Here is a 13,208-nt window from a genome sequence, read left to right as displayed (position 1 = left end):
TGATATAAAGAACACATAATCTTACATATAATTTATTTTCTCTTCTCCTATATTCTAATAATTTAAAATACAATATTTCTATACAACAGTTTTCTAGTAGGTATTGTCAGTTCTTTGATTTTCTTTTTTCAAATCAGTCCTTTCAAAATTTATTTATTTTAATCTTTCCCTTTCGCTTTATACCTATAATAAGTTACTAAATTTGTTATAAAAATCAAACTCCGGAATATTCTATAAAGCCTATTGAGAGTATACTCTGATCTGAGAAAAATATATAATAATCATGCATATTGCTAAAACCATAATTATTAAATAATATACTGGATTCATATTTTTCAAACCTGACAAACTCTCACCTCTTCCAATAACATCTTTTATACATAAAATTATAATATATGGTATATAGGATTAATAAAATATAATTAATTATACATCACAAAATTCATGATTGTTATTTTTTCTTAATTGTTCAACCAATATTTCCAAATAAATTAAGTTGTCAACAGCAAACATAGTTAGCCCACTTTTAACTATCATTGAACCTTTCTCAAGTTTGGATTTAAGATGCAACTCTGAACCATAAGAATAGCCTGCTTTAATATAATCGTTACATAGCATAATTAAAAATTTTTCAGCCTCTATCTTGAAATATTCTTCCTTTGATAATTCTTCAACATTATACTTTCGAATATTTACCTTTGATATTGAATTCATTTTAAATCTGAATTATAATCTCTACCTACATTAAAGTAGTGATATATATTATAATGAAGTTGTAATCTTATTCAAAAAATCTTATAAAGGAGGCATTACAATGGCTCTATTCAGAAACCCGAGACTTCAAGAACTAGAAGATATCTATTTAGATGGAGAACATTTTGGTGAAGGTGACTCAGCATTTACTTTAACCTTATCCGAAATACTGCCATTCACTACACGGATAATAGACTATCGATGGAGAGTTCGATTAGCAAATGGTTATGAGTTCGAAACCTATATGGGAAATGAATTGCTCTCTCTACCGTATTCACGATTAAGAGATATTCAAGAAAAAATTTCTTCTCACTTAAGTCCCTTAAATAGTGATCAAATTTCAATGGAAATAGATCGTACAATTCAAGCTATTTTTGTTGAATACAGTTTTTGACCCCCATCAGTGGGGTCTTCCTTCTCTATTACTAGTTAATTAAATCAACTCGATATATACTGGAGGAATAATCCAATACCCTACTTCATCTTGGACTTACCCCAATCAAAGCTTTTTTAAATTTAAACTTTATACATTTCACTTCTTTAATATGATTAATTATTATTAAATTTAATTACTGCACTCTCACGGATTTAAATTTCCATTAATTATCAGTTGTGTACCTCCAATCTGTTTTTGCTAGTTTTATAATAAAACGGTTTTCCTATAGTAATAAACTGAACCCCACATCTTTGACTAGTCCATAATTCGGGGTTCAGTTCAATTTTAAAATTATGTATACTGTTACATTCCTTTAAAATCACTTAATCTATATACTATGCGCGCTTAAATTCTACTTAGGGACACTTTTCTTTAAGTCCACCCAAGAATCTGAAGTTCCTTAGCAATGTCAGTAATTAACTTAGAAAAAGGACGTTGATTGAAATCATCTCCCTCTAATTCACTATTAAATACCATCCTTCTTATTTCTTCTTTATTATTAAAAATGCCTGGGTATGATTTGAGTAGAGAATTAGCATAGTCATCAGAGTACCAAATATGTTTTTGAAGAGTCTCTTTAACTATAGCGCTGTGTTCATTGTAGAGTTGATTGAGCAAAAATACTTTAGTATTATTCCTAGCTTTTTTTTCGAAATTAGTATCCTTCGTATTAGATCTAAAACCTATATTTATTTTACCTTCTTTAGTAATAAGAGACTCAATATTATCGGTCAACTCAAATGTAAAGCTATACTTATCACCAAACGAATCCAAATACGGATGAATATATGTATTAACAAAAAACTGTTTCTGACCTTTTAAAGAAGAATTACATACTGAACAACTTGGAACCAAATTATATAAAGATATCCCTAAGTAAGGATAAGAAGCTTTGTCAAAAAAATGATCGAGTTGAGCTCTTGTTTTTCCTCTATCTGTATATAGAGTTGTAATATATTGTCTATTACAATAAGGACAAACTTGAATGTTAATCTTATCTAAAAGTTGGTAAGCACACCAAACTTTAATATTATCAGCTCGACAAAAAGAATCGTAGTTAAATACAGCTTTTAATTCATTATTTAAGATAGAAGCCTTGCTATTACTTTTTTTACTTTTTTTTATGTTATCTCTTAATTGATGCGAATAATTTTTATGTATATGTACAATGATTTTCTGGTGTTGCTTTGGATTACCTATTAAAATATATTTACGAATTTTACGCAAAAACCTTAAAAACCGATACTCTTCTTTTGATTGTTCATTATTTAAGTTTTTAGCTTTTATAAATTTATCAAGTTTTGGTAATTGTTTATCATTAAAGTAATTGATATGGAGTTCTTCAATTTCTTTTTTTGTATGTTTATTTAGTTCTATTTTAATCATTTTATATACCTCTATTCTTTAACCGTTCCTCGATTTCATCAAGCTTTCTTTGTACTTGCAAATAATCGACAGTTAGAACATTATTCAGCATATTAAATAACTTATTTCTTATAATTGGCTCTCCAATGTAACGTATTTGTTTAGATATTTGAGACTCATTCTTCCTAATTTCTTCAGAATCCTTATTATTTAGTAGGCTAATAAGATTATTTATTTTAAATTTAGCTACTTCCCCAACCAATCCATTGTTCATAAAAAACGAATTACTAAGTAACGTATTTATGTTAGAAGCAAATGTGAGTTGATTATCTTCTAATCCCTCAATAACTTGCACTCCGTTTTCACCTTTCTTTAAAAAGATAATATTTTGGCTAGGTAAGTCAGATAATATAAAGGGTGAATGTGTCGATATAATTATCTGTACTCTCCTCTCTTTATATACTGACGAAATAGTTTCCAGGAAATTCCACAACCACTTACGTTGCCATTCAGGATGATAATAAAGCTCACCTTCATCAATGATTATTACAACATCCTTTAACTGTCTAGGAAGTCTATTCATAGCGTAATACAACCTTGAATAGATATTTAGCCTTGCAACCTGGCCAGCGCTTAGTTCCAACCATTCGAAATGTAGATAGCCATTTTCCATAAAGGATTTTAAATAATAAGTAATAAATTTCTCTAAAAAAATATTATTCGATGAGATTTTAATTCGTGTATTAAGATCATGAGGGATAGCTTCTTCTATATATATATCAGTAAACAAATCTATTGTATCAATTTTATGACTAGAAACACTTTTCCATTTTCTTATGATTCCTTTATATTTTTTTTGGGTTTTAGTATCTAGTTCACCAAAAAAATTATTTACCAACAATCCTGAAATTCTATGAATTGCATTTATGGTCAAATCCCCCAACTTTCTTACCTCTAGTTTAATCTGACCTTTTAATCCCCCAATAATATAGTTCACTAAATCATCAAACACTATATTATTATTTATCAAGTATTCCGCCATTTTCCCAGGTAGATTTAATACCTCTGACCAGAAAACCATAACAATGTGGAATATAAACTGGCTATAAGACTGAAGTTCTTGATTCTTTTTAGAAAACTCTCGTAATACCCCGTTTATTTTTCTAATATTTTTAATACTTGTATCAAGATTGTTAACTTGGTTATTCAAGTCCTTTTGATAAGTTTTATCTAAATACCAACTCTTTAACTCATTAAAAAATTCATCTGATATTTCTGTTAACAAACTACATATAATTTTTTCAGGTAGCTTAAAATCTATTAATGAAGAGAAATTACGATCAACCGCAAAGGTAATTTGTCTTAAAAATTCACTTGCACGAAATTGTTCGAATCCTTCTTTCTTAATTAGGAAATTTGTTGATATATTAAATAATTGAGAGCTATATTCTTCACTCCTTGTTATATCAAGAATGTTTGATAGGTAGATAAATTTAAATGAGGAAAAAAAACTACTTTCTTGATTTCTTATAATCTCTACCGGTGAATTTTTTATATAGCACTCTGTTCCTATAATCTTATAATCCCCTTCGTTACTTTTATAAACTACGATATAATCCTCAACATTGTGTTTGTTTAAGTACTTTAAAAAATCCAGTAAATTTGTTTTTCCTGTACCATTTTCACCTGCGATAGCAGACACATTTAAAATGGTTGAACAATATTTTTCTGTTTCAGAAAAAATATTAAAAAAACTAGGAATATGCATTTCATTTTTTTCAACATATAGATTTCGCTCTTCATACCGGAATAAATAATCACCTCCAAAATTAAAACCCTGATTATTTATATTTTTATACTTTCTTATCCATAAATATAAAATCTCCACTGACTTACCCTCACCTCTAAATATCTCAATTACACTATACTAAGTAAAATAATTAAAAGATATTGTACCTTTGATCTATTTACTGATTTTAAATTCCCTTCATCAAAAAGTAGAGATACACTCTGCTAAATATGATGTAATTTATGAGGAAAACACATCTATTAATAAATAACAAACATTTATGATTAACTTTATATATATTTAAAATAAATTAAAACACTATTAAAATAGTGAGTTTCCGTTCATTATTAAATAATTTTCTCTTTACTTATTTTAATATTAGTAGGCTCTAATTAATCATGAGAGCCTACAGTATTAACTAACCAAATTTTATTAAAATACTCTACAAAATTAATTCGATGTTACTTATAAGCAGCTACTATTAATATGTACATCGCCCTAAAAATTCATAGCACTTACTCTTTATTACTTAAATCAATACTTTTAACTAAATCTGATTTGCCTCTAATTTTACATACTCTTGATTAAAGTATTTATCCAGTTCATCCTTAAAGCCTTTTTGAATTAATTTCCTTGCCTCAGACGATGGTGTATCTTTTTTATATTCACTTAAAACTTTTTCAATAAATTCTATGTTTTCATTGATATTTGCATTAGAATTATTAAGATAAATTGCATAAAAGATTTTTTGCTCATATACTGTATAAGGACTTTTTTCATATTCCTCAGTAATTTCAAGGTACTTTTCTACTAAATTAACAACTTCATCAATATCAAAGTTTTTCTCTCCAAAAATATCTTCATAATAAGAATCAAAAATTCGTTTTTTTTGATTACTAGCTCGATCTGGAAAACCTTGTTTAGAGTATAATAATTGACCAAATTTCTCCATGGAAATTCTGTCTCTATATTCCCAATCATTGTCCCCTAAATCTCCTGTTTTTCTAACATAAAGAAAATTAGAATCCTTTAAAATCTCTTCAATTTTTATTTGAAGAGAATCTAATGATTTCAAATCAACTGGTGATATTGCATTTTGGCTATTAGTAAACTCAGCAATTTTATTAGTTAATCCTTCTTGATTTCCAGTCTTAAAAACTCTTACTAAAATATTTGCTTTATTTAATTTTTCTTCATCAAAATTAGATTCTTTATAATCATACAGGGTTCTAAGCGTCTGACCACCATTTACAACTTGAAAATCGTTCAACTCTATTTTCCATTTCTGATTCCCATTTACTGGAGTAACCTCAATATCTTTTGATGTCATAGTAATCCCATTATTATACATAAAAAATTTAGTGGGTTCTGCTTCAAGTGTTTTGAAAATATTAGAATTGAATTTTGTTTTTCCTAAATAGCCTCTAACATTATCAAAAAGCACCGAAAAGTCTAACCTTAAATCTTTTATCTCAGTCATATCCTCATAATTATACTTATTTCGCATTTGTTCAGAAGAACATGTAATTCTTATTAGTTCGCCCACTGATAATTTAATTAGATATGACTTACTCGAAGACAAATCTTCTTCTTCATAAGATAAAACAGAATTCCTACTTAACAATAATGTTGACTTTATAGGTTCAGGTCTACTAGATATAAAATTACTAAAATCACCTAATGTATATGTAATTACATCTAATCCATATACGTCTTGCAAATGTCTAATAGCATCATTATCAGTTGAAAAACCTTGATTTTCATTAGAAACCATATACAATCGTATATTCCAGATATCTTCTGATCCTAAATGTTCAATAATTCTATCCACAAATTCTTTAGATTTATTTGTTAACCCACTACTATCCAGGCTGTGAACTGCGTTTACAAACTTCATACTAATTAAAGCATCATTAGATGATAAACCTTTTTTAGGGCTGAATTTTTCACGGAATTTAAAGTTAAAAAGATTAATAACATTATTTTCTTCATCAATATCTACAGCATCTATACCTAAATCATTGTTCTCCTGTCCAAAGACTATTCTAATAAATTCAGTATCATTTATTTTTTCTTTTAGTTCATTAATATCTTTATTATTAGTAATACATTCTAGTGCAAATAAGTAAAAACCGAGTCTAGCTTGTTCAATTTCAGGAATTTCTTTTTTTAATTTTAAGTACTTATAATACATTTTAGATTTTTTCTTAACTATTTTGTAATCATTTATATCTGCCATAAACTCACTCCTATTATAATTAACACGATTAATTAAATCTTATAGATAAAATTTCTTAGAGACAAATTCTCTGCTTTACAAAAAGTTTGTAATTCTACTATCTCTCTCTTTTTCATCTTATACAATTATATTTCCTTTTTAATAGATTATCATAATATAATCTTTAATTTTAAAGGTTTACTTAATAATCTACATTGTGAAACTAACAAATAAATATCCTTTGTTTATTATATTACATATTTAAAGTAATCATATTAAATAAATACCTATACTATTAAGAAATAATTAATTGCAATTTATTCTATACTAAGATGTAACTTACCTAAATATTGATTAAATGTGCTCCTTTTCTGACTCTCTTTTAATATTTTAGATTCATCTTGGTATTAACTCATAACATATGCAGAAAAAAACATATCTATTAATAGCAACGAGTTTTTTTATATAACATAGTTATGAGTCTAAACAGTTAGCCCAGATCAAATTAACTAATTGAACTCAATTTATGAATTTCAGAAACATTTATAATTAAAAATATAGCGTAGCAACTGTTATTCATATTTATTATTGACTAATTATTTCTTTTCTGCACAAATCTTCAAAATAAACTTTTACTACTTCTTCATCTATTACACTCTTAAATTGCGGATTAATGTCTAATAACGTTATTAACCTTTCTTCAAAATTATTGACTATGTGTTTGTTTGCTAATTCTCGAGTTAATAATCTTTTAACGTCTACATATTTAAGTAAATTTTCATAGTTCTCACTATTTAAATCTGAAAGAATTCTATCCTGCATCTCCTGATAAAATGCTTCGATTTTACTAGCAGAAATGACTTCTTCCACTTCTTTTTTTAAATCCTCAATACTTTTATTTTCTTTAAATAAATTGTGTTTCAAAAAGTTATTAATTCTATTATTAGCATACCGAATAGCAATTTTATCCCGTTCTTTTCGAATTTCCTTGATAAATTCATCTTTAAACCTGAATATACGTTCTTCGGTTCCTGCTGTATGGAATACAAATGCTTTAAGTATATTTAACTCACACAAAGCATTTTCAATTTCATTATATGGCAATACAATAATGTTCTTTTCAGCTAATGATTTAATTTCCTTTTCTGTCCATACATCACCATCAATTATTCCATAGGCTGTCATTCTTCCTAATTTTTTATTATTATTAAATGATTTACAATAATTTATTACGTTATCATGTCCGTTAACAGGGATTACATTATAATTTGGAAACAATCTGGAGTAAACCTTATAGTCTAGACTATTACGGTCATCCCCTTCACAAAATATAATATCTCTTCTGCTCCCCATTATTTCTAATAACATAATGTCCGGAATCATTTCATCAGATTCAATCTCTTCTACTTCCCAATCAAATGGCGGTATAAAATTTTTGTTCCATAAAAGCTTTTTATTATTTCTTGATACCGCAAAATCCAGATTATGTGTTATATAGATAAACTTACAGTCAGGTCTAACTTGCTCCAATAGATCCCATAGTTTTATACAAATAGATAAATGCAAATGATTTTCCGGTTCATCAATTAATATATAACTATATTCTTCGGCTAATAAAACATGTGCAATATAGTAAAAAATTGCTTTTTCTCCATCACTTAACTGATTGAATAAATATGTTTCCCCATCATGCGTTTTAACTTCAAGACTATATTCTGTATTATTAACAATTTGTCTATGTGTTATGAGAGATTCCCAGATTTCAATAGTACGATCTAAAATGGATTTTGTTCTTTCTTCTTTACTTTCGTAATAAAATTTTTGACGCTCATTCCTTTCTTCGAATAATGCTAAGACTAAATTACTAAAATCATTTTTAAATAATTCTACTAAATTATCATCACTACCTAACTTTTCATATCTTTGGAAATTACTAACTACATCTCTACTCTTTTCATAAACATTTATACTACGTGGTGGATTAAATATTAATAAATGTTGTGCTGAAATAATTGTATAATTGTTATTCCCTCCTAATTTACCTTTAAAACTTCTTGCGAATGTACTTTTTCCTGAACCATTTGGTCCTACAATAACTAAATTACTATCCTTAAAGCGTTGGATTTTGTTAAAAATACTTATTGAAGATACCTTATGAACTAACTCATCCTTATATTGCATGGTACTTCCTATTATGAATTGCAAAAAGGATATTACATGAAAATCATTAGACTGTAAAATTTCTTCTTTTTCTATGTTTTGCTTAAACTTATTAAATTCACTTAAACTATATTGATCTAAATAACTGTATTTTCCCCAATTCACACTTACCAATTCTTTTTCTAAATATGTTAAATATTGCTTAGTTATTTCACTCCTTTCCTCTAAACTATTAAATACTGCATTAGCGGATTTTAAGGCCCTATGTAACTCTCTATTAGAAGATTCAATGTTTCTAAAAAAATCATCATATGTATACCTGTTATAAGCCTCCACATGTTTAGAACCTAACTCATACATTTTTTCTTTGTTTTCATAAAGCCAATTGTAATAATTAGCAAGAATTTGAATTTTATTAATACACTCATTCAATGCTTCAGTTATAGAAACTCTCCATAATTCTTTTTCTACTACTTCCAAATGTAATTTTCCCATATTTTTAAAATCTCCTATGTCTTAAATTTCAATAAATACTATTATCACTTTCAACTTATCCGCAAAAAATTATATTGTCCAGAATCGCTAATATAGATATAGACAACAATCTATGTAAAAATAGTGAATTTATTATATATTTTTAAACAACAAATTAAATCGGTTATAAACCTCATAAAAATTAATTTCTTTTCAAAATATTATTTCACTACAAATTCTTTATACTAAAATTAACGATTCTAAACTAACACTGTTTTCCAAAATGGTTATAACTTTAATCATGCTAATGCCCTTCTATGATATTATAAAACTAAATGTCCAACAAACAAATAAATCACATGAATATGTCAGGAGGTATTATAAAATGTCCATACCTAAAAATGTTTTATTAGAGCTCGCAGAAACATTTGAGAAGTTTAATAGTTGTAATTTAAATGATGTTTATATAAATTTATTCAGTCAGCAATTATTAAACATTAGCGTTACAAAAGAACATGGTGCAATAATTCTCTCTCCAATAAATGATGATATTATTTATAATAAGTCTTTAAACATCGTTAAAGAAATACTAGAAATAAAAGGTTTATCTAATATAAAGATAATCAATCAAAAAAAAGATATTATCATCTTTTTTAATGAAATAATAAAAACCATTAAAGAAATGTTAGAAGGTAAAATTGCAGTATTTCATAAAAACGACATATTACTAAAAGGTTTCACTTTGACATCTTATATGCTTCAACTCCATCAACAAGTTCAACTCATTCTACATGGACGCTTAACTACATATAAAATAGAAGGTTTAGATATTGTAGAGTCAAGCATCCTAAATTTCATAGAAAATAATAAATTCAAAGTAAACAAAGACATAAATGGAATTTTAGGAAAAGATAAAGCCATACTACAATACTTAATCGCATTAACTATGTCTACCCCTGAATACGATACCCATCTCTATACAATAAATGAAAAAGATTTTGAGTACTTATATCTACACATTTATACACTGGTAGATTTAATTTCAAAAAGAGAATTAATAACCAGTAAGATTTTTGAAGAAATTAATATGAATGTTAAAGATGGTGAATTTATTTTTCACGATAAAAATTGGGCTAATATATTAAATGAATTTGGAGAAACCTTTGTAGACGAACGTATCAGCACCCCGAATGAAGATTTTCCTGACATCATTAATGTATTAAAGAAAAATTTTCATAAAGCTCTTGGATTTAACTTTGATAATCTGGAAAAATTCATTACATTTGAGGAGAATTTATTACCCACACATGAAAAACAACTATGTTATCCTTTTTTCAAAGATTACTTGACTACTTTAATGATAGAACATACAGATTGTAAGAAAGAGGAAGCTATAAAAACCATTGATTATTATACTTTACAACCTATAAAAAACAAAGATTTATATTTTGAATCAATTGATAAGTTTGAGTATAGGATACTTGAGAAACCACTAGTTCCAATTCAGATTAAAGGGCATATTTTATACTTAGTATCGATCCCCCTTCTGCTTAATGCCATTAACATTACATATCACAAACTAATCTATAATTTAATTCCAGAATGTAAGAAAGATAATTCAAAACCAATTCAAAAGAAAGTAAAAAATGATCTTGTTTTAAACATAGAAGATATTATAAAGAACTATACTGTCAATTATCAATCTAATGCAAAAGACTTTACGATTTATGATAACGAAAAACAAAGAAAATTTAGTTTTACCAGTGAGATGGATGTAATTGCTATAGTAAATAAAACTCTGTTAATTATAGAATGTAAAGATTTACAATATAAATTCACTCCTTTTGGCTATAGAAAGGATATTCAAAAGGCTTTAAAATATATAAACGAAATATCCTCAGAAATGTTAGAGATTAAAGATAATATCAATATAATTCAAAAATATTTTAATGAAGAAATTAAAGCTATTATACCTATTCTTGTATTTAAGACACATAATATCGTTATTAATTCTCCTATTGATAAAAAAGGAGTTATCATAACCTCACTTCACAAGTTTGAAGACACCCTAAAAAGTTTAATGAATCAATAATGTAATGTATTTAAACTGGAATTCAAAAAAGTTTTTCAGAGAGTTCCCTAAAATAAGAGAACTGCTTTTTATATGCAAACAAAAATATGTAATTAATTATTGAATATTAAAATGATCCCCGTCCATCTATAAAAAAGGAATGAGTTCTCTCATTCCTTTTATCATTTTTCGTATCATAATAAGTACACGTCTAGCCAAGCAGTAGTCGGTGATGTAAATAGAAGCGGTTCAATCGTTATAGCCGCAACTCCATCCTTAAAAGCATTGGGTGTAAAGAAGAATGTAAATCAGACTGTATTTGGTACTATGGAACATTATCTCTTATATTTTTCATTCCTACTGCTACTTATGTTATTTCTAAATTAATATGTTCATAATTAAAAAAGAGGGTGCTCGCAGCTCCCTCTTTTTTTAGATAATTAAATATGCTCTCCATGATCCATAAACACTTCAATAGTTTCATTTTGTGATACGTCTTTTACATTAGTAAGACCAAAAGTAAAAACAGCGGATAACATCATCATTAATAAGATTGCTTTTTTCATTTTAGCGCCCTTCTTTCTATACTCTTTTTGTCTGCATCTAAAGCGATGTGTAAATACTTGCTGGCTTTTTCGTGATTTTCTGAACCATAGAATATATTACCTAAAAGATAAGCATATTCTTTTACCCAATCATATAATTCTTCTTTTTCAAAATACGAAATACCTTCCATGACCACCTTTTCTAATTCATCTTGTGGTGCATAGTTATGTACTGCTTTTAAAATTTGAAAATGATGACGATAACATAAGTCACTAATCTTATAGCCATTCTCAATATATTCATTAGCATTATGATTATGACCTAACTTAAAATGTTCTCTTGCTAAAAGAAACATCGTTTTAGCGTTGTTTTCTAGTGATTCCTCTAAATGCTTAATTGCTAACTCTGACATGTTTTGACTTGCATATAAAAGTCCTAAATTGTGCTTTACACGTTTAGTAAGACTTTCGTCATGAGATTTTTGGAAAGTACCCAATGCTGAAAGTAAATATTCTTCTGCACTTTCGAAATCACTTAAGCGAGTGTGTGCCATCCCTAAAGTATTCAAACAAGCAGCAGTTTTTAATTCATACCCTGGACTAATTGAAAATGCTTCATTTGCCTTCGTAGCAAATTGAACTGCTAGGATTGGTTTCAATATGTGATAGTAATGAACTGCAAGCCAATAATTAAATTCAGCTTTTTCGATTTCATCATGCATGTACTCTAAATACTTTTCAGCTTCTTCAAATTGTATTCTTGCTTCACTATGGTTTGCTGTATTAGTAGCATAAATTGCTTTAAATAAATGATGATAGTACTCTAAAAATGTTTCTGTAGGCTCTTGTAATGGCTCAATTTTATCCAAAATATCTTTTGAACTATCCATATCACGAATTAGCAGATTATACCGTGCATTCAATAAAGCATAGTAGACTAATATTGTTTGGTCTTCCTTAATATTATTGATTTTATCTGCAATCTCTTCTTTTATTTTATTAGACTGTAATACACTTTGTGAAATTATAGCTTGATACCAGTCGTTTAATAATTTTGTGATTTCTTCTTTAGAAATAATTTCAACATTCATATACGCTACCCCCTTTTATTAAAGGTTACCATAACATACTTGTTTATATAAATGATTTTCCGAATATTAAAACTTGATAATTTTTTTCGAACACTCATATTAAACAATGTTAATTTCAGATTTATTGAACCACCCCCACTTTAAATAATTATCTGTTAATCTTACCAATCAAATTAGTACAACAGTTAACATGATACACAGGGAAACTTTAATTGAATAGAAAACATATTTTGAATAACTCTCCTTAAAATTAGTATCAGTATCTCTCATTCCCTCGTCTACCGATTTTAATATCCATATTTCTTT

General features: G+C 27.2%; 9 protein-coding genes and 1 pseudogene. 3 read left to right on the top strand and 7 right to left on the bottom strand.

Translation table 11 applies throughout. From position 1 onward, the window contains the following. Positions 1-426 precede the first annotated feature (426 nt). A complete protein-coding gene (locus NHG49_RS28190) occupies positions 427-714 on the bottom strand; it encodes a hypothetical protein (protein WP_098867357.1) in 288 nt (95 codons plus the stop codon). A 100-nt stretch (positions 715-814) separates the two neighbouring features. Here NHG49_RS28190 and NHG49_RS28185 point away from each other — a divergent pair, with 100 nt between their 5' ends. Further along, positions 815-1,147, top strand: coding sequence for a hypothetical protein (locus tag NHG49_RS28185; RefSeq protein ID WP_258126946.1), 333 nt, complete (start codon positions 815-817; stop codon positions 1,145-1,147). A gap of 414 nt (positions 1,148-1,561) precedes the next feature. On the opposite strand, the gene NHG49_RS28180 is transcribed toward NHG49_RS28185, so the two are convergent. The 4 genes from NHG49_RS28180 to NHG49_RS28165 form a co-directional block, all read right to left on the bottom strand. Continuing rightward, on the bottom strand, positions 1,562-2,575 hold the full coding sequence (locus NHG49_RS28180; protein ID WP_098867355.1) for a hypothetical protein: 1,014 nt from the start codon (positions 2,573-2,575) through the stop codon (positions 1,562-1,564). A gap of 1 nt (position 2,576) precedes the next feature. Next, positions 2,577-4,442: an AAA family ATPase gene (locus NHG49_RS28175; protein WP_098867354.1), complete on the bottom strand. Its 1,866-nt coding sequence runs from the start codon at positions 4,440-4,442 to the stop codon at positions 2,577-2,579. Between the two features lie 448 nt (positions 4,443-4,890). Beyond that, positions 4,891-6,582 carry an AIPR family protein gene (locus NHG49_RS28170; RefSeq protein WP_098277077.1) on the bottom strand — a complete coding sequence of 564 codons (1,692 nt, stop codon included), beginning with the start codon at positions 6,580-6,582 and terminating at the stop codon, positions 4,891-4,893. 564 nt (positions 6,583-7,146) lie between these two features. Continuing rightward, the gene (locus NHG49_RS28165; protein WP_258126943.1) at positions 7,147-9,216 is read right to left on the bottom strand and encodes an AAA family ATPase; all 2,070 of its coding nucleotides are present in this window, start codon (positions 9,214-9,216) and stop codon (positions 7,147-7,149) included. Positions 9,217-9,580: 364 nt separating this feature from the next. Here NHG49_RS28165 and NHG49_RS28160 point away from each other — a divergent pair, with 364 nt between their 5' ends. Then, a complete protein-coding gene (locus NHG49_RS28160) occupies positions 9,581-11,287 on the top strand; it encodes a hypothetical protein (protein ID WP_258126942.1) in 1,707 nt (568 codons plus the stop codon). A 198-nt stretch (positions 11,288-11,485) separates the two neighbouring features. Next, positions 11,486-11,566, top strand: a pseudogene (locus tag NHG49_RS31760) (damage repair protein); the annotation flags it as partial. A 140-nt stretch (positions 11,567-11,706) separates the two neighbouring features. On the opposite strand, the gene NHG49_RS28155 reads toward NHG49_RS31760, so the two are convergent. Next, on the bottom strand, positions 11,707-11,832 hold the full coding sequence (locus NHG49_RS28155) for a hypothetical protein (protein WP_000709205.1): 126 nt from the start codon (positions 11,830-11,832) through the stop codon (positions 11,707-11,709). After that, positions 11,829-12,902 carry a Rap family tetratricopeptide repeat protein gene (locus tag NHG49_RS28150; RefSeq protein WP_098867351.1) on the bottom strand — a complete coding sequence of 358 codons (1,074 nt, stop codon included), beginning with the start codon at positions 12,900-12,902 and terminating at the stop codon, positions 11,829-11,831. Before NHG49_RS28150 ends, NHG49_RS28155 begins: the two co-directional genes overlap by 4 nt. Between the last annotated feature and the right edge of the window lie 306 nt (positions 12,903-13,208).

The sequence above is a fragment of the Bacillus sp. IBL03825 genome (genome assembly GCF_024712505.1).
GTDB lineage: Bacteria > Bacillota > Bacilli > Bacillales > Bacillaceae_G > Bacillus_A > Bacillus_A wiedmannii.
Note: the sequence above shows the minus strand (reverse complement) of the source record. Positions and strands in the feature narration are given on the sequence as shown.

What these genes read in the sequence shown, in the direction of transcription:
- NHG49_RS28190 (WP_098867357.1), bottom strand. Translation starts at nt 714, where the DNA reads ATGAATTCAATATCAAAGGTAAATATTCGAAAGTATAATGTTGAAGAA.
- NHG49_RS28185 (WP_258126946.1), top strand. Translation starts at nt 815, where the DNA reads ATGGCTCTATTCAGAAACCCGAGACTTCAAGAACTAGAAGATATCTAT.
- NHG49_RS28180 (WP_098867355.1), bottom strand. Translation starts at nt 2,575, where the DNA reads ATGATTAAAATAGAACTAAATAAACATACAAAAAAAGAAATTGAAGAA.
- NHG49_RS28170 (WP_098277077.1), bottom strand. Translation starts at nt 6,582, where the DNA reads ATGGCAGATATAAATGATTACAAAATAGTTAAGAAAAAATCTAAAATG.
- NHG49_RS28165 (WP_258126943.1), bottom strand. Translation starts at nt 9,216, where the DNA reads ATGGGAAAATTACATTTGGAAGTAGTAGAAAAAGAATTATGGAGAGTT.
- NHG49_RS28160 (WP_258126942.1), top strand. Translation starts at nt 9,581, where the DNA reads ATGTCCATACCTAAAAATGTTTTATTAGAGCTCGCAGAAACATTTGAG.
- NHG49_RS28155 (WP_000709205.1), bottom strand. Translation starts at nt 11,832, where the DNA reads ATGAAAAAAGCAATCTTATTAATGATGATGTTATCCGCTGTTTTTACT.
- NHG49_RS28150 (WP_098867351.1), bottom strand. Translation starts at nt 12,902, where the DNA reads ATGAATGTTGAAATTATTTCTAAAGAAGAAATCACAAAATTATTAAAC.